Annotated in this window: 18 protein-coding genes and 2 pseudogenes; 10 read left to right on the top strand and 10 right to left on the bottom strand. The window is 56.5% G+C overall.

Features of this window, described 5'->3' with window-relative positions; genetic code table 11:
- Positions 1–25: 25 nt before the first annotated feature.
- On the top strand, positions 26–901 hold the full coding sequence (locus tag Q1B21_RS19775; RefSeq protein WP_299892437.1) for a LysR family transcriptional regulator: 876 nt from the start codon (positions 26–28) through the stop codon (positions 899–901).
- A gap of 750 nt (positions 902–1,651) precedes the next feature.
- On the opposite strand, the gene Q1B21_RS19770 is transcribed toward Q1B21_RS19775, so the two are convergent.
- Genes Q1B21_RS19770 through Q1B21_RS19735 form a run of 8 tightly spaced genes read right to left on the bottom strand, consistent with a single transcriptional unit; the run spans position 1,652 to position 8,561 of the window.
- Positions 1,652–2,590: an acetamidase/formamidase family protein gene (locus Q1B21_RS19770; RefSeq protein ID WP_299892434.1), complete on the bottom strand. Its 939-nt coding sequence runs from the start codon at positions 2,588–2,590 to the stop codon at positions 1,652–1,654.
- A gap of 3 nt (positions 2,591–2,593) precedes the next feature.
- Positions 2,594–3,622 carry a branched-chain amino acid ABC transporter permease gene (locus Q1B21_RS19765; RefSeq protein ID WP_299892432.1) on the bottom strand — a complete coding sequence of 343 codons (1,029 nt, stop codon included), beginning with the start codon at positions 3,620–3,622 and terminating at the stop codon, positions 2,594–2,596.
- Positions 3,619–4,515: a branched-chain amino acid ABC transporter permease gene (locus Q1B21_RS19760; protein WP_299077073.1), complete on the bottom strand. Its 897-nt coding sequence runs from the start codon at positions 4,513–4,515 to the stop codon at positions 3,619–3,621. The genes Q1B21_RS19765 and Q1B21_RS19760 overlap by 4 nt, the downstream gene beginning before the upstream one ends.
- Before the next feature lies 1 nt (position 4,516).
- The gene (locus Q1B21_RS19755) at positions 4,517–5,221 is read right to left on the bottom strand and encodes an ABC transporter ATP-binding protein (protein ID WP_299892577.1); all 705 of its coding nucleotides are present in this window, start codon (positions 5,219–5,221) and stop codon (positions 4,517–4,519) included.
- Positions 5,222–5,262: 41 nt separating this feature from the next.
- Positions 5,263–6,417, bottom strand: a complete 1,155-nt coding sequence (locus Q1B21_RS19750) for an ABC transporter substrate-binding protein (RefSeq protein WP_299892429.1) — start codon at positions 6,415–6,417, stop codon at positions 5,263–5,265.
- A 29-nt stretch (positions 6,418–6,446) separates the two neighbouring features.
- Entirely contained in the window at positions 6,447–7,157 is a 711-nt protein-coding gene (locus Q1B21_RS19745) for an ABC transporter ATP-binding protein (protein WP_299892426.1), read from the bottom strand.
- On the bottom strand, positions 7,150–7,791 hold the full coding sequence (locus Q1B21_RS19740) for an isochorismatase family cysteine hydrolase (RefSeq protein WP_299892424.1): 642 nt from the start codon (positions 7,789–7,791) through the stop codon (positions 7,150–7,152). Before Q1B21_RS19740 ends, Q1B21_RS19745 begins: the two co-directional genes overlap by 8 nt.
- Positions 7,788–8,561 carry an N-formylglutamate amidohydrolase gene (locus Q1B21_RS19735; protein ID WP_299892421.1) on the bottom strand — a complete coding sequence of 258 codons (774 nt, stop codon included), beginning with the start codon at positions 8,559–8,561 and terminating at the stop codon, positions 7,788–7,790. The genes Q1B21_RS19740 and Q1B21_RS19735 overlap by 4 nt, the downstream gene beginning before the upstream one ends.
- A gap of 99 nt (positions 8,562–8,660) precedes the next feature.
- Here Q1B21_RS19735 and Q1B21_RS19730 point away from each other — a divergent pair, with 99 nt between their 5' ends.
- The 5 genes and pseudogenes from Q1B21_RS19730 to Q1B21_RS19715 all read left to right on the top strand — a co-directional run bounded on the left by Q1B21_RS19730 (position 8,661) and on the right by Q1B21_RS19715 (position 15,051).
- Positions 8,661–9,506: a MurR/RpiR family transcriptional regulator gene (locus Q1B21_RS19730; protein ID WP_299892418.1), complete on the top strand. Its 846-nt coding sequence runs from the start codon at positions 8,661–8,663 to the stop codon at positions 9,504–9,506.
- Positions 9,503–10,819 carry a glutamine synthetase family protein gene (locus Q1B21_RS19725; protein ID WP_299892415.1) on the top strand — a complete coding sequence of 439 codons (1,317 nt, stop codon included), beginning with the start codon at positions 9,503–9,505 and terminating at the stop codon, positions 10,817–10,819. The genes Q1B21_RS19730 and Q1B21_RS19725 overlap by 4 nt, the downstream gene beginning before the upstream one ends.
- 299 nt (positions 10,820–11,118) lie before the next feature.
- A pseudogene (locus tag Q1B21_RS22380) lies at positions 11,119–11,520 on the top strand (phage minor head protein); the annotation flags it as partial.
- 886 nt (positions 11,521–12,406) lie between these two features.
- A complete protein-coding gene (locus Q1B21_RS19720) occupies positions 12,407–13,441 on the top strand; it encodes a hypothetical protein (RefSeq protein ID WP_299892412.1) in 1,035 nt (344 codons plus the stop codon).
- 11 nt (positions 13,442–13,452) lie between these two features.
- Positions 13,453–15,051, top strand: a complete 1,599-nt coding sequence (locus tag Q1B21_RS19715) for a hypothetical protein (protein WP_299892409.1) — start codon at positions 13,453–13,455, stop codon at positions 15,049–15,051.
- Positions 15,052–15,182: 131 nt separating this feature from the next.
- Here Q1B21_RS19715 and Q1B21_RS19710 read toward each other — a convergent pair whose 3' ends face one another.
- Both Q1B21_RS19710 and Q1B21_RS19705 read right to left on the bottom strand, forming a co-directional pair.
- Positions 15,183–15,803: a beta-eliminating lyase-related protein gene (locus Q1B21_RS19710; RefSeq protein ID WP_299892406.1), complete on the bottom strand. Its 621-nt coding sequence runs from the start codon at positions 15,801–15,803 to the stop codon at positions 15,183–15,185.
- Positions 15,804–16,030: 227 nt separating this feature from the next.
- Complete coding sequence (locus Q1B21_RS19705; protein WP_299892404.1) at positions 16,031–16,306, bottom strand: hypothetical protein; 276 nt, start codon at positions 16,304–16,306, stop codon at positions 16,031–16,033.
- 117 nt (positions 16,307–16,423) lie between these two features.
- Here Q1B21_RS19705 and Q1B21_RS19700 point away from each other — a divergent pair, with 117 nt between their 5' ends.
- The 4 genes and pseudogenes from Q1B21_RS19700 to Q1B21_RS19685 all read left to right on the top strand — a co-directional run bounded on the left by Q1B21_RS19700 (position 16,424) and on the right by Q1B21_RS19685 (position 19,751).
- Positions 16,424–17,281, top strand: a complete 858-nt coding sequence (locus tag Q1B21_RS19700) for a DMT family transporter (protein WP_299892401.1) — start codon at positions 16,424–16,426, stop codon at positions 17,279–17,281.
- 288 nt (positions 17,282–17,569) lie between these two features.
- Positions 17,570–18,445: a homocysteine S-methyltransferase family protein gene (locus tag Q1B21_RS19695; protein WP_299892398.1), complete on the top strand. Its 876-nt coding sequence runs from the start codon at positions 17,570–17,572 to the stop codon at positions 18,443–18,445.
- Positions 18,442–19,062 (top strand): annotated as a pseudogene (locus Q1B21_RS19690) (IS110 family transposase); the annotation flags it as partial. The gene Q1B21_RS19695 and the pseudogene Q1B21_RS19690, both read left to right, overlap by 4 nt.
- A gap of 326 nt (positions 19,063–19,388) precedes the next feature.
- Positions 19,389–19,751 (top strand): hypothetical protein, encoded by a 363-nt coding sequence (locus Q1B21_RS19685; RefSeq protein WP_299892396.1) that lies wholly within the window; start codon positions 19,389–19,391, stop codon positions 19,749–19,751.
- The last annotated feature ends 30 nt before the right edge of the window (positions 19,752–19,781 follow it).

The following is a 19,781-nucleotide window of genomic DNA, read 5'->3' as shown; positions in this document are numbered from 1 at the left end:
CACAGTTTTAGCAAGGAGATCTTGCATGAATGCACAGAAACTAGACTGGAGCGATGTCCCTTTTGTCCTTGCCGTGTGTGAGGCTGGCAGCCTGTCTGGAGCTGCGCGGCAGTTGGGGGTTAACCATTCGACCGTCTTTCGCAGGATTGAAGGAGTTGAAGCCCGGTTAGGCGTCACGCTGTTTGAACGGTTGAGTCACGGCTACGTCATGACAGCGGCAGGGGAACATTTCTTCCGAAACGGGCTTCAGCTGCGCGATGGTATGAACAGTATCGAACGGGAGTTGGGTGGTCAGGACCTGCGATTGGCAGGCGCGTTGACGGTGACGACAACGGATACACTACTCCATTGCCTAACCCCAGTATTTTCGGATTTTCAACGAAAATACCCCGACATAGAATTGCGGCTCTTGTCTGGCACGCGCCCACTCGATCTTATGCAGCGTGACGCAGACATTGCATTGCGCCCAACTGTCGCCCCGCCGGAACACTGGATCGGTCGCAATCTAGCCAATCTCGCTTATGCTGTTTATGCGAGCAGAGATTACCTCGATACAATGCGGGATCAGCCCACAAACGAGCACCGATGGATCAGATTGAATGACAGTCTCAACCAATCGCCGATGAGCCAGATCACCTTACAACACCAAGCCGAGGGAGCGCCGATGACTGTATCCAGTTCTCTGATGGGTGTCTTCGATCTGGTTCGCGGCGGCCTCGGATTCGGAGCACTACCATGCTATTTGGGCGAAGCTCACCCTGATCTTGTTCGCGCCCACGATCCCGACGAAAAGTTCAATTCAAATCTCTGGATGCTGGCACATCCTGATATCCGCAGGAACGCCCGAGTTCATGCCTTCTTCGAATTTGCAACGGCAAGAATTCGTGAGGCTTTAGCTTAAACTGGCGAATTGTGAAGCCGACATTCACGGCAATGCAGAACATGGAAGAGTTGAGCTCCTTTGAAACCTTCGCCGCACGCTGCACAAGGGGCCGGTTTTGATTTCTCGGAAACAAGACAATAGCGGAAAGCCTCTGCACATCGCGGTGCGGGTGTTATGTGCAGCGATCTCTCGTTGAATGCCCGACATGCTTTCATGATTGCGAGGTCACGCTTGTGATTTGGAGCGCTGACCAGCTTGATCGCGTCTAGTGTTTTTCAAAACATGGGTGGGAAGCGGAAGTTCGCTGCAGTAGCGATATTACAATTACACACTGCCCAAAGCGGGGCTTAAGAATCTGCTGGCTGGGATTATGTCGGCGCGTCGTTGCAAGATCGCTCAGCGCCCATCATCAACTGATGCGAAGCTTCGTACGTTGCCGGATTCGAACGCACAAAAGAGGCCAAAATCAGACTGGGTTGTGTTGGCGGTTTGTGGGACGGAATCTTTTGACAATTTCGGTGACCGAGCGTCCGATGAAAAAGACAACCATTTTCGCCCCAGCAGTTCTGGGCAATACCTCTAAACCCAAAACTCCAATTGTCGCTATGATCTCTCAAATTCAGCCAGGTCATCAACCATATGGTCAGGACAGTTACCGCGATCCTCGATCGAAACATGCACGCCAAGGCTTTCACCGAAACCGTTTTTCCATGCACCTATTTGGTACAAGTATGGATCTGGAGCAGGATACGGCCGCTGTTTCTTTCTCTAGTCCAGCACGGATTTCGGAAAGTAGAACGACACGGTCCAATTCGGCATATCCACGATTTCACTGATCCGCAGATCGCCGCAGACCGAACATAGCATATAAGCTTCAAGCGCGGTCATGCCTGTTGTCAATGATATCCAATCAACCATGCCCGAGACCGCATCGCGGGCAGCCTGCATCAGGTCCTCGCCGATGCCGGTCGTGGCCTTGTACCCGGCGGCGTCGAAATGGCGGGTGACCGGGCCGTTGGTTTCGAACCTCGGGAAGGGCAGGTTTTCACCTTTGATCAGGTCGATCTTGATGGCCACGTCCATTGGGCTTTCGATGGCAGTACCGCAAATCTCTCCATCACCCTGCGCAGCATGGGTATCTCCCAAAGACAGCATCCCGCCTGCAACCTCGACCGGCAGGTAAAGCGTTGTGCCCACGCTATTGTCGCGGATATCCAGATTGCCACCGACCCGTCGCGGAGGCACAACCGAATGCAGGCCAGGTTCCGCCAGTGCCAACCCGATTGTACCCACAAACGGCTTGAGCGGTACCTTGCCACCGGGGCCGAACAGGGCTGGGTCCATCGCCAAAGCATCATATTTCCAGATATGAAGCGCGGCATCGGGAAACTGATCGGTTAGCAGGCCAAATCCGGGAATGTTGGCGGTCCAACCCCAGCCCGACGGCTTGAAGTCCAGGAACGAAACAGCGACCGTGTCACCAGGCTCGGCCCCTTTGATGTGGATCGGTCCGGTGACTGGATTCACCTCGTCAAAAGACAGCTTGCCCAGATCAGCCAGAGTCGAGGACGCGTTCAGCTGACCGCCAGAGCTGTCGATGGTCTCGACCTCAACCGTTTCGCCGGGATCGACACTCAACACCGGGTCGATCGAATTGTCCCAGCCGAAATGGTGACTGTGTTTGTGGATGGTGTGGTTGCAGCCCATGACTCACTCCTGTCCTTTCAGTAAGAAATCTTCGATTTCGTAGTCGCCCATGATGCCGCCAGGGCGCAGCGCCATTGTCAGCACGATCACAACTCCAAGGGCGATGCCCGACAGGCCCAACACCTCGGGCAGGTCAACGCCCAGCAGAACCGGACCGGTTTCTAGCCAGCGTACGCATTCCAAACCGAAGGATATCAGCAAAGTACCCAGCACCGCCCCTGTGACCGTCCGCATGCCCCCAAGGATCAGCATGGCGAGGGTCAGGAAGACGTGGTTGAAATAGAATGGCCGCGCGCTGATCGTGCCGAGGAAAAACGCATAGGCAATCCCGGCTACCGCCAGCAGGACCGCCGACAGGACCCAGGCGATCAGGCGCAGCCTGCGGATGTTCACGCCCATCGCTGCAGCTCCGACTTCATCATCGGCGCAGGCGCGCAGCTGGATGCCCCAACGGCTTTCTCGGAACAGGCGGACCAAGAAGACAACAATCACCGAAAGGACCACGATGGAGGTCAGTGAAAACACCTGCGGGATGCCGAAAAACGCCTGATTTCCCTTGAATATATCGGTGCGGTACAAAAAAACCGAATGCACGATGACCAGAACGGCGAGGGAAAAGATGGTCACACCCGACCCTGTCAAGCGCACCACGAACAACCCTATGATCAGGGCCAGCACCGCCGTGATCACGATAGCCAGAACAGCCGAGCTCACCGGATCCAGTGAAAAGGTATTCAGCCCCCAGGGCGCATCGGGCAGGGAAATGGCTTTGACCGTCACTGGGGTCACACAGATCGCGGCAACATAGGCACCGATGCCCATGAACGCGCTGTGGCTGAGATTGGTCAGACGCGCATTGCCCATGAAGACCTGCATCGCCAGCACGACCAGCAGGTTCACAAAGGCGCTGTAGACCAACCGCAACTGATAACGCGAGCCGAAATAGGTCACGATCAGGCCAATGGCGATCAGCACGGCGGCAAGGATCGCGGCTCCGACCAGCCCGCGTTTCTGACTGGGGTTCAGGATCATATCTTGTCCCCCTTCTCGGTTCGGGGGGACAGGATGCCGTCCGGTCTCCAGACAAGAACTAAAGCGATGATGCCAAAGACAAAGGCATCTTTCATGCCGCCGTATTCCTGAGGCAGCAGGACCAGCATGGCGACCTCGATCGCGCCAAGAAGAAAGCCGCCCAGCACCGCGCCGGGCAGGCTGCCAAAACCACCAACCACGCAGGCTACAAAGGCCTTGAGCACCGGGTTGAATCCCAGATGCGGATCAACCGACCCACGTCGCGCCATGATAAAGATACACGCCAGACCGGCCAGAAGGCCCGACACCATGAAGGCCATGGCAAAGACCCGGTTCGATCTGACGCCGACCATGCGGACCATCTCAAAATCCAGCGAGGCGGCGCGCATTGCCAGACCCAGCGTCGTGCGCTTCAGAAACAGCATTAGGCCGATAATCACCAGAACGGTCGTCACCGCCTCGAACACCTGAAGCGAGGACACCTGCACGCCCATGAGCCGCACCGGCCAGTCCAGAAAATAAAGTGAGGTGACAGCCACCGGCCGGGGCGACACTACCAAAAGAAACACGTTTTGCAGGATGATCGAAACGCCGAAGGCGGTCAGCAAACCCGTGGTTGGGTCCGCATAGCGCACGGGCCTGAACGCCACCCGTTCCAGCGTCAGCGACATCAGGACTGCCGCAGCAATCGCGCCGCCGATGACGATGAAAGGGTTGCTCAGCGCCAGCGCGGCAAAGGCCACCATTGTGTAGCCGCCAACCGCGATCACTTCGCCATGGGCGAAATTCACCAATCCCATGATCGAAAAGACAATCGCCAGACCCAGGGCGATCAGCGCGTATTCCGCCCCAAAGGCAAGGGCGTTCATAACCTGCTGGGCCACATACTCCATATCAGGCGATCCCCGTGAGTTCTGCCATCAGCGCGCTGCTTTGGCCCAGTGTCTCTTTTGTTCCTTCTGCCACGATCCGCCCGTTGTTCAGAAGATAGGCGTAATCCGACAATCGCAGCGCCTGCGTGGCGTTCTGTTCCACCAGCAGGATTGTCATGCCGTCAGCCTTCAGTTGTTCGATCATCTGAAAGATCTGGGTGACGATCTTGGGGGCCAGCCCGAGGCTGGGTTCGTCCAGCAGCAGGATCTTGGGTCGGGTCATCAGCGCACGGGAAATGGCCAGCATCTGCTGTTCACCGCCTGACAAGGTGCCCGCCAACTGGTCGCGACGCTCACCCAGGATCGGAAAGGTCTCAAGCCAGCGGCTTATGTCGGCGTCCTTGCCATCGCGGTCAGGGCGGGTTGCACCGCCCAGAACCAGATTTTCTTCGACACTGAGGTTTGAGAAGATCCGCCGCCCTTCGGGCGCCACGGACATGCCTGCCTGCACGCGTGATTCCACCGGCAGGTCCGAAATGTCGGCCCCGTCGAACGCAATCTGCCCCGACGATCGGGCCACGCCCATCAGCGCCGAGATGGTCGAGGTCTTGCCCGCCCCGTTCGGGCCCAGCAAGGACACACAGCGGCCCTGGTCCACGGCAAAAGAGATGCCGTGCACGGCCTCGATCGGACCGTGTGAGACGATTAGGTTTTCTACTTTCAGCATCGGTTCGGGGCCGGGCGCGGGAAACGCACCCGGCTGTGTGCTCAGTTCCAATCCTGCGGCGTGTTTTCCGGGATCTCGTTCGAGATCAGAACCCGCTTGCCATCCTTGAAGCCAATCACCGGGATCGTGCGTTGGGCATAGGTCTTGGTATCCTTGAACGAAATACTATCGACCGTCATGACCGGGATGGACTCGGCATTGCGGATCGTTTCTGCAATGACCGCCGGGTCCGAGCTGCCTGAGGTTTCGACCGCCCAGGCAACGGCCTTCACCGTGTCAGCGCCGGTTGCGGGGAACAGGCCGGGCACGTCGTGGCCGATTTCCTTGCAATCAGACATAAACTTTACCACCGCGCTTTCGTCGTGGCTGGGGGCCAGCGTTGCGAAAAACACCTTGTCCAGGATCGATGGATCATCCGCGGCCACAGCATCCAATGATGGGTCATCAAACCCATCCGACCCCACGACCCAGGCATCAATACCTGCGCTGCGCAGCTGACGCACCAGAACACCGATATCCGGCATGATCGAAGAGATATAGACCGCGTCAATTCCTTCTCCCAGCGCTTTCATATCCGCGATCTGCGGAGACCAGTCAGATGTTCCGAAGCTGAAATTCATCTTGGCAAGCACTTTGCCACCGCCTTCTTCGATCACATCGCCGAACCACAAGGGGGTGCGCGCGGACCACGAACCGCCTTCGTCCGAAGTCAGCAAGACCACGTTCTTGACGCCCTGGCTCAGCGCATAGTTTGCGGCAGCCGTTGCGGTGAACGGATCGGGTGATACGCCGGTAAAGAAGTTGTCGACGATACCCGCGTGCATCTCGACCTGCGTGGATTGCGGCTGAAAGATCGACACGCCGTAAGGCTGGGCGATCTGCGCTACCGGGATCATCGTATCCGAGAACGGTGTGGTGCCCAGCATCACGACTCCTTCGTCCAGAAACTTCTGCGCCAGCGAGATTGCCGCTTGCGTATCGCCCGCAGAATCCTGCACCAGCACTTCGATCTTCTTGCCGCCTGCACCGCCTTCGGCGTTTATGATGTCGGCCATGCAGCGCGCGCCCAGATATTCGGAGTAAATCGCTAGATCGCCGGTCATCGGCACACCCAGCCCGATCTTGATCGTGTCTTCGGCAACGGCCGGAAGCGCCAGGCTCATGGCGGTCAGAGTGGTAAGGGTCAGCTTCTTCATACTCTCTCTCCTGTTGAAAGCCGCCTGCGTCACGCGGCCCGTTCATCGGCTTCGCCAAGATAAGCGTCAATAACCTCTTGGTTCTTGGTTATGTCTTTGGGCGCGCCTTCGGCGATAACGGTGCCCATGTTCAAAACTGTGATCCTGTCGCACAGCGACATGATAAATTTCAGGTCGTGGTCGATGACCAGGATCGCGCAGTCCGAATGCGACCGAACCCAGCTCAACGACCGGCCCAGAGCGTCGGTTTCCTGTTCGTTCATTCCGGCGGCGGGTTCATCCAGCATCAGGACGCGCGGATTCAGAGCCAGTGCACGCACGATCTCAAGACGCCGCAGCTGCCCGTAGGCCAGCGAGCCTGCGCTTTGGTTCAGTTTGTCCGACAGGCCGAACTCTGCGATTGCCGCGTCTACCATTGCAGAACCTCGCCCGGAATAGCGGGCCACGTCGATATTCTGGGCCACGCTGAGGCTGGGAAAGACCCGAAGGTTCTGAAAGGTTCGCGCCACTCCCAGCGCGGCGCGTTGATGCGCGCGCAGCCGGTCCAGAGGTTCGCCATCCAACGACAGGTTGCCCGCCGAATGGGCCAGCAAGCCTGAAATCAGGTTCACCAGCGTCGTCTTGCCCGCCCCGTTTGGGCCGATCAGGCCGCGCACCTCGCCCGAGGCGACTGACATCGTCACATCCTCGACCGCGTGAATCCCGCCAAAGGTCTTGGTGATGCCGTTCAGGTCAAGCACGCGACAGCTCCTCGACCAGTTCGGCTGCGGTGACCTGCCGGCAATAGCCCTTGATTGTGCGCAGGGAGTTTTCGTGGCGCTCCGGAGTGTAAGTCAGGCACGCATCGGTGACCTGCGTCACGAGATAACCCAGATCGCAGGCATCCCGGATCGCACTTTCGACGCATTGATCGGTGATCAACCCGGCCAGAACCACCTGCCGGACGCCCAGATTGCGCAGGATGTAATCGATATGCGTGGACACAAAGACCGAGGATGACGATTTCGGCAGTACGATCTCATCCCCCACGGGCGCAATCTGATCGATCACTTTTCCGTCCCAACTGCCTTTGGGAACAAGAAAGCCTGTGATCTTGTAGTCCAGCGACCGGTCGCGCCCGTCCAGTGTTAGGCTTTCGATATTGGTATACATGACCTCGATCCCGGCAGTGCGGCAGGCGGCCTGAATGGCCTGCATATTGGGGATCACACGGGTGTCCAGCTGATCAAAATACCAGCCATATTTCTGCTGAAACTCGGCCTCTGACAGGTCCTTGAACTCTGCCCCGTTCCGGTGGGCCGAGAAGTTCTGCACATCGATGAACACAAGCGCGGATTGGGATGGTATCAGCGGCACGTCGCGAGTCAGGGTCATGGCTTGGTCTCCAAAATCCTGGTGAAGGCATCCGCCAGAAGCTGTGCCCAGTCCGCCGCGCCCTTCTCATTGCGGATCAGGTCGTTGCGGATCTCGACCAGAGAATGCGACAGGCCGCGTGGTTCGACGAAATGCGGAATGAACCAGTCGCTGTCGCTTTCGATCTGGTAGGGCTGGTTCAGTGCCAGCTGCAGATCCGGGCGGTTGGTTAAGATATGGTCGATGGCCGCCTGACCCGTTGCCTGGTCCGCACGTGTCAGGAACCCTGCGTGCCAGGGCCGGGTGTCTTCTGCGACTTGCGGGGTGAAGGAATGGATCGACACGGCCAATCTCCGCGGAACCTGGTCGAGCATGTTTTCGATGGCGGCGTTTAGCGGCGCCACAATCTCTTTCTGGCGTGCGATCCGTTCGGGGGCGGTCAGGTTCAGATTTGCCGGAATCTGTTCTCCGAAGCTGTGCGGCGGAATAGAATCCGGGGCAGCTAAGGGCCGGTTGCAGTCAATAACAAGCCGGGAATAACGCTGCAAAATCAGCGGGGCCTGCAGCCGGTCGGCCAGTTGCCGCGCCACGGCCTCGGCGCCAATGTCCCAGCCGCGGTGACTGGCCCGCACCTCTTTCGATACACCCAGATTGCCCAGCTTTTGCGGGATCGCCTGCCCGGCATGCTCGCACAACAACACGACCGGCGCGGCGCTGTCGCGATTAACCCATTCCACCGGGGCAGGGTCCGCCGTGGTCAGCAGGTTCTCGAATGCGAGTGTTGTGGTCATGCGTCCCACGTTAGAGAACAAGTTTTTTCAGAGTCAATAAAAAATGTATTGACTGAAATTTTCTTTCCATGCGATCCGTTTTGATCAGGAGGTGTCTGTGTGCTTATTAGGCAAAGAATTGAGGCGAAGGCTGAAAGCATGACTGCGAGTGAACGCAAGTTGGCCGCTGCCTTGCTGAGCGATTATCCCTATGCGGGTCTGGTATCGATCCAGGAATTGGCCCGCCGGGCCGAGGTTTCGGCCCCATCCATCTCGCGGTTTGTGATCAAGATAGGATTGAGCGGCTATCAGCAGTTCCAGCGCGCCTTGCTGTGCGAACTGAAAGAAGGGGAACGCTCGCCTACCGATCTGCACGGTGAGGGGCGCAGCGTCGATGGCGGGTTTCTGCGGGATTTCATAGCGCGCGCCTCGTCCCAGATGGCGTTGTCCGCAGAAGGCATCACCGAGGCGCAGTTTCAGCGCATCTGCACCCTGCTGAGCCAGCCCAAAAGCGATGTCTACACGCTTGGTGGGCGGATCAGCGACACCATCGCGCAGCATCTGTCTTTTCACCTGCGTCAAACCCGCAGAGGCGTGTACCATCTGCCTGCAAACCATGAGGTCTGGCCTGAATACCTGCTTCGGATGAAGTCCGCGGATATCTTGTTTTTGATTGATTTTCGTCGCTACCAACCGGCACTGGCGCAGCTGGCAGCCTCCGCAGCGCAGGACCGCGGGGTGCGTGTCGTGTTGATGACAGACAAATGGCTTTCGCCCATATCACGCCATGCTGCAGAAATCTTGCCAGTGCCCATCGAAAGCGGCACACTCTGGGACACTTACACAGCGGCATTGGCCGTAACCGAAGCGCTGGTAACCCGTATTGCCGAAGACAATTGGGACCAGACAAAATCCCGTATCGAAGCCTGGGATGCCCTGCGATCCCACAATCAGGATCCGACATGACGATACCTAAGACGCCACTGATTTTTGTCGCCACATCCGACCTTGCCGGTAAACTGCGGGGTAAGGCATTTCCAGCCGAGCAGCTCAATAAGCGTTTGCAACGCGGCGTTGGGTGGACGCCGACCAACGTGCAAATCAATTGCTTCGATGAGATCGCCGAAAGCCCCTTTGGCGCCTTGGGCGATCTGCTGCTGATCCCGGATGCGCGGGCTGAGGCGAAGGCTGAATTTGGCGAAGATTCGGGCCTTCATTTCATCATGGGGAACATCGTCACGCTAGAAGGTGAGCCTTGGGACTTTTGCACGCGCGGTTTGCTCAGCGCGGCGCTAAACCGGCTGCACTCGGTTGCAGGCGCGCATCTGGTGGCCGCGTTCGAACACGAGTTCCAACTAAAAGGCGCACCACAACCGGTCGGCCAGGCCTATGGTCATGGTGGCTTTAGCCAGCAACGCGACTTTTGTGAGACCTTGGTCGACGTTATTGCTCAGATCGGTTTGAAGCCGGATTCCATCATGAAGGAATACGGCCCCAACCAGTACGAAGTGGTCATCGGTCCGGAACAAGGTGTGCGGGCCGCCGACGCTGCCATCATGGTGCGCGAATTGACCTACGCCACCGCACGCGCCTATGGCGAACAGGCCACCTATACCCCCATCCGCGATGTCGCGAGCGTCGGCAACGGAGTTCATATCCACATGAGTTTCGTGGACGACGAGGGCACACCATTGACCTATGACGTAAACGGGTCTTGCGGCATGTCCGCGCTGACCGCCTCCTTCGCTGCGGGGGTTCTCAAATATCTGGACGCGATACTGGCGCTTACCGCACCGTCGGTGATTTCTTATGAACGTCTAACACCGCACCGGTGGTCGGCGGCGTTCAACAACCTCGGTTTCCGTGACCGTGAGGCCTCTTTACGGATTTGTCCCGTGACCGCCAAGGATCCGACCTCAATCGCTCGGCAATTCAACATCGAATACCGCGCGGCAGACGCGGCGGCCTCGCCCCATCTTGCGCTCGCGGCCGTCGTTTTCGCGGGAGCGCAAGGGATCGAAGAGGGTCTCGCCGCCCCGACCCCGACCGAAGATGATTTGTCGTTGTTGGATGCCTCTGAGTTGGCCAAAAGGGACATCGCGAGACTCCCGCAAACATTGGAAGAGGCGCTGGACCGGTTCGTGAGCAACCCGGTGGTGACAGGCTGGTTCCCGGACGGCTTTGCGCAGGTCTATCGCGCACATAAACAGTCGGAGATTACAAAAACTGCAGAATTGGACACGGATGCTCGCTGCCGTTTGTATGAAGACACGTATTAAGGGCAAGCTACCCGGGTATTTCCGAAAACACCCGGATGCTTCTGAACGCCGTTACACCGCCTGACACAGTACCAACTGTGTCTGCATCCGATCTGAAGGATGTGTCAGACGCAAGGGCGGAAGCATTTGGCGCGTGGGATGCGCATCTAGAGAGTATTTTCAACGAATACCAAAATCATCCGCAGCGATTTCGGCCATTGCGAACAGCAATGGAAGAACGTCTCGTGCGGGCATTTGCAGGACTAATCAATCAGCTCCGGGAGGAAAACCTCGGGATTGAGTAATATTTCTGGCGCTCGCAAGATGATGCCAAGATACGTGATAACCACGCTGCATATGATGATGATGTTTTCCAATGGGACAATCCCCCAGAAGGCGGTCATCCGGGCGAGGCACACAATTGTCGGTGCTATGCCGAACCTGTTTTGCCGGGAGTACAGAGCAATGTGGTGCTCGCTGATTTTGCACCCGCGGCAAATTGTGTCCATGCTCTCGCCCCAACTGATGCGATAGGCGGCTTGCGCGCTCTGACTGGAGTTGGCGCGGCGCTTCTTGCATCTGATGAGTTGCAAGACTGGACGGAAGCTACGCGTGATCGGCGTGTAGCCGAGGGGCCGCCTTTGCAGACACTGCGCCTAGCGTACCCCGAATTTGAAGCTGTGACCTTCCCACAGGGCAGCTCAACCATGATCGAAGATTGAGGGGGTTTGTTCATGGCCGTCGTCTTCCAAGCGTTTGAAGCACGATTGGCAGGTCTCGCCGGTCTAGGGAATAGCAGCCTAAAGTCGCGTTTGTTCATTGTGCTATATTGGGCTCATTCTGCAGGCTGCAATTTGTGTTCTTGGCTTGTGCCCCTGAGGGACAGTCCTGACGCAGACGATTTTTTGGCTGACAGCCCATCTTCTCTGAATTCGTCCGCACCCATGGCTTTGGGGACCCTCGTCTTGTTCCGCCTTGACGTGCTCCAGAACTGTGCTGATGTGAGCAAAGCGGATGTTGACTCGATGTCGATGAAAGTCGGCTCCGTCCTGCAGACTGTGAGCTCGAGCGGGTCCAGGATCCGCGTAAGCAGCGATGGGTTGCAAATACAGGATCTTGCACCAATGCTGAGAGTCCGGAGTGGGCCGTCCCGAGCCGAGTGACGTAGCAGCTTCAGCGAGACTCCGTACCGCTTCCCAGGTCGGCGGTGAGCCCAAAGAGGCGCACCAAATGCTTCGAGGCCTGAAAAGAGCGCGTCGGGCATGACGAAAATGAACTCTTCGGTTATTTCCGAACCCAAACGTTCCACTCGGCGCAACGCGCCGCCCTCAGAAACTTGTGGCCAAGAATGATATAAAGAATGGACAGAGTACCCTAACGACGGCGGAAACTTTGACCATGGTGCCAGCTTGACTTGGGAATCGAGGCTAATGCCGCGTTAGTAAACAAACTATCCGATACCGCTTGCCCCCGAAGGGGCTGCCATGGATCTGGCAAGTAGCATAGCGCTGCAGTGCAATCTGAATTGTGAGCCCACGGTTATTTTGAGCGAAGTCACAGCTATGCTAGACTGGGTTTGTTTCAGTTATTCTATTTTAGGGGTTTCCCATGTTCAATTATTCAGATCCGTCTGGATCAGATCACCTGTCTCGTTTTCGCGCAATCAGCGAATGGCGAGGTCTTGTCGAGGCGGAGTATAGAAGCGCGGCCAAGCGACCTGACAGCGCGTTTACCTGGATTGACGCTATTCTTGACGTCGACACAGCTGATCGCGCAGAGGCTACAATTCCATGGAAAGCTTTTCCAATTCGTGTCGGAGGAACGGCTGCTCAGATCGATGCCGACCGCAACTTTCAGGAGGAGTACGTTGAGTGGTCCGTTTTCCGTACTCCGGGCGGAAACATAGATCGCATATCCTTTACAACTGAGTTTCGTGAGTACTTTGGCGTGCTGGCAGGGGTGTCACCGACCGGAATCAAGACTGCGGTTGAGTCCATGAATCAAGGCGCAACCCCGACCAACTCGGAGCTGTACGGCCGCAGCAACCTGGCAGGAACAACGGTCCGACAACGCGAGATTCTGTTTCTAAACCATCTGCGCAATAACCCATGGAATAACGGGCAGAAGGGTATTCTTGCGCTTACCACTCCGGTGAATTCCATACCTGCGCTTTTTGGCCTCGCTGCTTTCTGCGGTATCGAGCGAACGGGGCTTCCGGCGTCTGAAGTTTGCGCGAATGTTGGTGGAGCATGTGTACCGGGGCGACAATCCGATCCCCAGATTTGTACTGCTTGCCAGCAGCAAGTTCGCGCATCCCGATCTTTTTCTTTGGCCGATCCGATTGGCATCTTTATCCAGCGCCTCGAAGGCAACTGGACGATTGATGGTACCCAGATCGACATAAACGATCAATCAGCCGTAGATCCCCGCTGGGTTGTGAGCCGAAACGGGCGGCGAGGGACCCTGCTGGTCAGCGGAGCGGGTGAGCTAGAGCTGGACGGAGATCCGATCACAAGCGGCTCTCAGGTAGCGGACAAGCTGTTCGTGGCGGCAACGGTTGCAATTGCGGATGACGCAAACCTTCCGGAATGGGCACGCACGGGCAAAGAAAACCTTCAGCGCCCCGATGCGCGTATTGGTTGATGGAGGTGAAGATGAAACTCAAATTGACAGCGCTCATCATTGCCATTGCAGCACCGTTGCAGGCCCAACAACTGTTGCATCAGCCAACTGACGCCAGCCCTCCCACAACAATTCCAGCACCGCTGCTTAACGAGATTGACGACCCGTTTTTTAGAATCGCCATTCAGTCCGCACCTCAACCTCGGTCACTTACTGCAGTCATAAACACATTGCTGGAGGGTGGCAGATCAGACTTCCAGAGTTTTGTGGTGGGAGAACAGATTGGCCGCAGTGCCTTGTCGACCGAATGCGGGCCATCTAATCGGCGAATGGTGATTTCATTTAACGGCACCCACGCACCGAGCGGCATCGTTCTGGACAACAATGTGTTCTTTTCGGTCTTCATGACCCCCAACAACCCGGTAGGAGATATCGAAGTCGTCGCCTGGGATGCTACGCATGGCACCTATAACTACTACAAACTTGAAGGAGGAACCTGGCGTTTCCGCAACAGTTCCAGCGAGCTTGACACGGCCTCTTCAAGTCACCTTTCGCAGGGCTGCCTATCCTGCCACGTGAACGGTGGGCCAGTGATGAAAGAGTTCACTTTCCCCTGGAACCACTGGCACAGCCTGCCCAACACCTTTGAAGCTCTCTACCTGTTTCCCGGTGGGCAAAGCTGGCCGATTGCCAATACCAACTTTTTGGGTAACCGCTTGACCGGTGCGCAAATTCTCGAGGTCTCCATACAGTCTTCGCTGCAACGGTTCACGGACGCGGACATACGCGATCACATTGACACCGCCTCAGACGGAAGCGTGCGCGTCTCTGACCTGCCAAACTTGATCGATAGCCTGTTTAGGCCTACCGAACTAAATCTGGGAAGCTCCAACAAAACATCCGGGCTGGACGAAGGTGGCCTCACCGATCGTGCGACGGGCGCACTAAACATTCCCGACAGTTTCTTCGTGAACATCTTTCAGATGCGCGACATTGATCTGCCGGTGTTTGGCGGGTTGGGTCTTGTCACCAACGTATTCACACCCGGCAACCTCGGCCTTTCGCTCGAAGAGTATGAGGAACTGCTTTCCGACAACAGTATCGGCACAGATTGTATGCCGGGTCGCGATACTCTGTTCCCTTGGTTCGGGCCAGAACCTTCGGAATTCGACCGCCGAATGGTTGAACGCCTCAACAGACGCGGGGTTGTCGATGATGCTTTCATTGCCGCCGTGCTTGCCATTGATGTCGAAACACCGCTCTTCTCCCAAGAGCGGGCTTCCCTATTGCGACATGTTCCACAGGAAGTGAGGTCTCCATCACTGTCGCAATTGCCGGATACGCTTCGTGCAGTGGTGATCGCCAGCCTTGAAGCAGAAGCAAATCGTTCTGCGGCGGAAGATGACTTTTTGACGTTGCTGAAAAACCCAGATCCGGTGACCGAACTGGACACCAGAGTCCGTGGTTTCCTGGCCCGTACTCAGGAACAGCTTGCAGACCCTGCTGCCAGGCCAACCCATCTTCAGCAACTGTTTTCACGCTTGTTGGAGAACCGGGAGGTATTCCAGACCAACCCCATCAGCGCTCCGTTGAACGAGTTTACGGGTCTCATTCCAAAGCCTGCCAACTAAGGTTAGGATTCATAACCGGTAGATGACAGTTTCTGCGAGGGTCTTCTCAGAGGAAGTTGGGTTGAGGCGGGCAGGGTGCTTTTGAACAAGTTCCGGCCATGCCCATTTTGTCACCGATCTTAGGATCAATTCTAGTTCATGTTTTGCTGGTGCAGCGAATGTCCGCAAAGCGGGATGCGGCAACCAGGCTGGGTGCTGAACGTCCGGTACGGGCCGCCCTCGCCTTGTGCAGGAATGCGGAAGGCCCCGAACGTAATTGCACGCTGGCGTATCTTCGCGCCCTCTTGGAGATACAGCCAAGGCAGATGATTCGCCTTCGCCATATTTGACTTGGTTTCCCTGACTGACCTATGCTGAGAGCTTCTCGAAGCTACAAGTGAAATGCCGCATCGGTTTTGGCTGCTTCTTAGTGCGGTACCCTGCAGACTTGTCCTTTGTTTTAGCGAGATCGGCGAACACTTCGATGATGTAATCGGCGTGGCTTTGCGTACAAGGTTTTTGACGGCAGCTCCGAACCGATAGAACGAAGGCGACCCGGCGTAGCTTTCGTCGCCTCGTATCATTGCGGACCATTGGGCGGAACTCATTGCGCCGGTGCCTGAATCGGTCAAAAGATCGATCAGCACATCCTCAGAACGCAAAGCAACGAGATTGTAGTTGGCTTTCTCAAGCAACGCGCACCGCTCCTCCCGAGTGGTCATTCGGATGGGTTCTACGGATTTGATGCGGAAGGGCTCAAAGATGGTTTTCATAGCAGGGCTCCTGAAATCGACCCTGTAGATATCTTGGCAACACAAACACGAAAGGGCCGAAGCGCTGCGGTTGTCCTATCCAGGACCGCGCTCAGCGCCCAATCTGTTGCATTGGCAATAGGGAGGTTTTCGAGCGCAAAGTCAATTTTGTGTTGGCTAGCTCGATCACAACACCCTGGCCTGCCCTGACAATGGTTTCTGCCGTCCCGAATCTCGGCGACGCAATTCTACCCTATCAAATCGTTGCGCTGGCTGTCGTGGTGGTCTGCATCTGCGACCTCAAGTTTACAAGTTTCAGAAAAAACAGTCGCAAACACGCCACACCAGAAGCGTAAACGATGCCTAACGTCTTTGATCGGGCGATCATGAAAGCCAACCGCGGCCAACCCGTGGAAGAGAAGAACGACCAAATCATTCGTGGCCGCTTCTTCTATTTGAACCGCGCCAAGCGACCAATGCCACCTGAGCTCCGCAGCCCTCACAAAGAAGTTGGTTTTTGCCATTTGAACCTTTGATCTGGTGATCCAATCAAAGACAGCTGACACTCAGTTGGCAGCAGTGGCATGGTAGAACTTCAAAACAAATAGTCGAGGGTCGGGAGAGTGCAGCAGTCGCAGCATATGAAAGGAATCGTCCTCGTAGCGCTCTCGGCCGTCGTTTTCAGCATGTCTGGCGTACTGACCAAGATCATTGAAGCGGATGGGTGGACCATCGTGTGTTGGCGCGGTTTGATTGGTGGACTGGCTGTCATTGCCTACGTTGAGTTCCGCCGCCGGGGGACGACGTCACGAGGGCAGGCGTTTCGGCTCGGACAACGCGGATGGATACTTGCGAGCGTCGGCAGTGTCTCCAGCATCGCGTTCATCTATGCGTTCAAACTCACATACATCGCAAATGTCGCGGTGATCTACGCCACCGCCCCTTTTTTTGCCGCTGGCTTAGCGTGGCTGACCATGCGTGAGACCGCGAAGGGCCGCACCCTAGTTGCCGGTACTCTTTCACTGGCCGGTGTCACGATCATCGTGTCTGGTGGGCTGGGCACTGGCAAGCTGATGGGTGACCTGCTTGCGGTCGCCATGACATTTGGAAACGCAGCTTACATTGTTCTGATCCGAAAGTTCGCGGATGTGCCAGTCGTCTGGGCGGGTGGAGCATCTGCCTTGCAGCTCTTCATTGTAGGCGGATTTATGGGAGCACCTCTGAACGTCACTGCACAAGATACCGTCTTGTTGATCCTGTTCGGGTTAGCTTTTGCTGGCGCCGTAATCCTCTGGACAGAAGGAACACGTCTCATTCCCTCAGCACAATCAGCTCTATTGGGGACGGTCGAAATACCCTTCGCAGCGCTGCTTGCGTGGATCATCCTGAGTGAGTTTCCGCCTGTGGTTGCGATCATTGGCGGCACAGTGATCCTGTCGGCGGTCCTGTGGCACGCGGCGATAGATTACCAGCAAGATAAGCAAGACGCTTTGCGGTAGCAGACCCCCGTGCGCTTGCAGCGAATGCTAACTTCTCGCGTGATGGGTGAGTTCGTACGGCCTCAGAAATCTCTTGCAATGCAGGAGCCATCCACACAGGACATTGGCTATGGCTTGATGACGCTGCGGTGCAGCCCGCCGAAGGAGACTTTCGCCGCGGTTGAGAGTTGCCCGGGAAGATGAGGTCTTGCTTCGGGAAGACACCCTGTCGCCGCCCTAAGGTTCACAGGAGATCAGAGACAATGTAGGTTTCTTGTGAAAACGTAACGGCAATAGGCGTGGTTCAGAATGGCGCGACAGTTCCCACTCGAAGGTGACAAGACCTTTCTGGTTTATGCCGGGACTGGCACCGACCTGATATTCAATCATGGAGTTGAGTTACCCGGTTTCGCATCGTTTCCATTGCTGGAAGAACCTGGCACCAGAGCATTACTAGCCGGTCAAATGCAGGCACTTGTCGATCTTGCCCGTGAAATGAGTGTCGGATGCATCCTTGATGCGCCCACATGGATGGCGAACGCCGACCGGGCAGCGCCCTTGGGGTACGATGCAGAACGGCTCGTTGAAGTGAACAAAGATGCGGTCAGTCTAATGGAGGACGTACGCCAAACGTCCGCTCGCGATGATGTACTGGTGTCGGCCTGCATCGGCCCGCGCTATGATCCTTACGCCGACATCCCGCCGGTACCCGTCGAAGAAGCACGTCAATACCACGCCGCTCAAATGCAAAGCCTGAAAGACACAAGCGTCGACCTGGTCACCGCTTATACATTCAACCGTCCAAGCGAGGCAGCGGGATGCATCCTCGCCGCCCGAGACGCTGATCTGCCGATCATCATGTCTCTGGTTGTTGAGACAGACGGGTGCCTGGCGGACGGAACCAGACTTGTGGACGGAATTGACCAGATCGACGGGGCAACCGACTCGGCGGCACTGTTTTTTATGGTCAACTGCGCTCATCCGACCCATTTCGCTGGAGCGCTTGGCAACCACCCGCGACTGAGAGGCGTGGTGGCGAACGCTTCGAGTTGCTCGCATGCGGAACTTGACGAAGCAGATGCGCTGGACGAAGGCGATCCAATTGAACTTGGCAAGCAGATTGCCGCGATTGCGATGCAGAATCCGTCGATTCAAGTATTTGGAGGTTGCTGCGGTACCCAATGACATTAAAGACCGTGGGCCTTGATTTGGCCAAGGACGTTTTTCAAGTGCACTGCGTTTCCGCAACTGGGCGCAAGATCATCAACAAGAAGATCAGGCGCGCAGGTCTGTTGGCATTCTTTGAGAAGCTTCCGCGTTGCGTAGTTGGCATGGAAGCAGGCGGCTCAGCTCATTACTGGGGCCGTCAGTTGCGCAAGTTGGGTCATGATGTTCGCCTCATGCCAGCCGCATATGTCAAACCCTATGTGAAGCGCGGGAAGACGGATGCAGCTGATCGTGCAGCGATCTGTCAAGCCGTGCGTCGTCCGACCATGCGCTTCGTCGAGATTAAATCCGAAGATCAGCAGGCCGTTCTGGCCATACACCGCGCCCGGGATCTGGTTGTCCGTCAGCGCACCCAGGTCGTGAACATGATCCGCAGCATCCTGCGTGAGTTCGGGCACATATTGCCAACGGGCATCGAGGCTGTGTCCAAGTTCGCCTGGGAACACTGCACAGAGGAACAGTTGGAAATGCCAGAGATCGCGGACTGCATTCTTGGCGTTATGCGCCACCCGCTGAACGGCCTCAATGCTCGGATCGACGGGCTGACGAAGCTGATCGTGCAGCACGCTTGGCTGGCCACCCGATTTTCTGCGGACGCAGCCCGCTTTGCAGCCATTCGCCGCAAGCGCAAAATGCAACGCCCGTCGAGCTAGCGGGTCGCGGACAACGTGACCATCGGCTATACGCCTGCCAATATGGGTGCGGAACTGCGAGCATTGACCCGCGCTGGCGGCTTGTCCAAGAAGCTTGATCCAGACCTAAAACAGCGGCAACATCCATAGAGTGGCGTTCAGTTTTTGGAACGTCGGTTTAACGATATCGGTCAAACGGAAGCATCGGGTGTTTCCCAGGGCCAAAGATTGCAGAAAACCATTTTAAATCTAACTTCAGGGAGCAAGCCATGACGGCCATGACCCAGACCGAAGCAGACGTTTTAGATAAAATTACTGTACTCCTCCAAAAACCTGAAAATAGACCCCCTTCAGACCAGATTGACGTCGCGCTTGATCCAGAAAAAATCATCAAAGACCTTGAGGATTTTTACGAACTTCTGAAAGAGTCCGACGCCATGCTCAAGGCAATTGTACCTTACCTTAAGCCGCCACATTACCGGCCCGAGCTTCCTACGCACGGCGAGATTGAGTTTGGCATTCTGCCTTTTTGGGCAAAATACCCAAAGGAAATTCCCGATTACCAGGGCATACCGCAAGTTTTCCTAGGCACTGGACCCATTAATTTGATTGCAGCCGTCTCTGCTGCGTGATTCAAGCCCGTGAGTTTCAGGGGTATATCA

The organism is uncultured Ruegeria sp. (assembly GCF_947504215.1).
Classification (GTDB): domain Bacteria; phylum Pseudomonadota; class Alphaproteobacteria; order Rhodobacterales; family Rhodobacteraceae; genus Ruegeria.
The sequence above is the reverse complement of the archived record's forward strand: the minus strand, read 5'-3'. Positions and strand labels throughout refer to the sequence as shown.

Excerpts from the sequence above, each read along its gene's own strand:
- Q1B21_RS19700 (WP_299892401.1), top strand. The coding sequence starts at position 16,424 with ATGAAAGGAATCGTCCTCGTAGCGCTCTCGGCCGTCGTTTTCAGCATG.
- Q1B21_RS19685 (WP_299892396.1), top strand. The coding sequence starts at position 19,389 with ATGACGGCCATGACCCAGACCGAAGCAGACGTTTTAGATAAAATTACT.
- Q1B21_RS19725 (WP_299892415.1), top strand. The coding sequence starts at position 9,503 with ATGACGATACCTAAGACGCCACTGATTTTTGTCGCCACATCCGACCTT.
- Q1B21_RS19710 (WP_299892406.1), bottom strand. The coding sequence starts at position 15,803 with ATGAAAACCATCTTTGAGCCCTTCCGCATCAAATCCGTAGAACCCATC.
- Q1B21_RS19770 (WP_299892434.1), bottom strand. The coding sequence starts at position 2,590 with ATGGGCTGCAACCACACCATCCACAAACACAGTCACCATTTCGGCTGG.
- Q1B21_RS19720 (WP_299892412.1), top strand. The coding sequence starts at position 12,407 with ATGTTCAATTATTCAGATCCGTCTGGATCAGATCACCTGTCTCGTTTT.
- Q1B21_RS19715 (WP_299892409.1), top strand. The coding sequence starts at position 13,453 with ATGAAACTCAAATTGACAGCGCTCATCATTGCCATTGCAGCACCGTTG.
- Q1B21_RS19765 (WP_299892432.1), bottom strand. The coding sequence starts at position 3,622 with ATGATCCTGAACCCCAGTCAGAAACGCGGGCTGGTCGGAGCCGCGATC.
- Q1B21_RS19740 (WP_299892424.1), bottom strand. The coding sequence starts at position 7,791 with ATGACCCTGACTCGCGACGTGCCGCTGATACCATCCCAATCCGCGCTT.
- Q1B21_RS19750 (WP_299892429.1), bottom strand. The coding sequence starts at position 6,417 with ATGAAGAAGCTGACCCTTACCACTCTGACCGCCATGAGCCTGGCGCTT.
- Q1B21_RS19775 (WP_299892437.1), top strand. The coding sequence starts at position 26 with ATGAATGCACAGAAACTAGACTGGAGCGATGTCCCTTTTGTCCTTGCC.
- Q1B21_RS19705 (WP_299892404.1), bottom strand. The coding sequence starts at position 16,306 with ATGGCAAAAACCAACTTCTTTGTGAGGGCTGCGGAGCTCAGGTGGCAT.
- Q1B21_RS19735 (WP_299892421.1), bottom strand. The coding sequence starts at position 8,561 with ATGACCACAACACTCGCATTCGAGAACCTGCTGACCACGGCGGACCCT.
- Q1B21_RS19695 (WP_299892398.1), top strand. The coding sequence starts at position 17,570 with ATGGCGCGACAGTTCCCACTCGAAGGTGACAAGACCTTTCTGGTTTAT.
- Q1B21_RS19755 (WP_299892577.1), bottom strand. The coding sequence starts at position 5,221 with ATGCTGAAAGTAGAAAACCTAATCGTCTCACACGGTCCGATCGAGGCC.
- Q1B21_RS19760 (WP_299077073.1), bottom strand. The coding sequence starts at position 4,515 with ATGGAGTATGTGGCCCAGCAGGTTATGAACGCCCTTGCCTTTGGGGCG.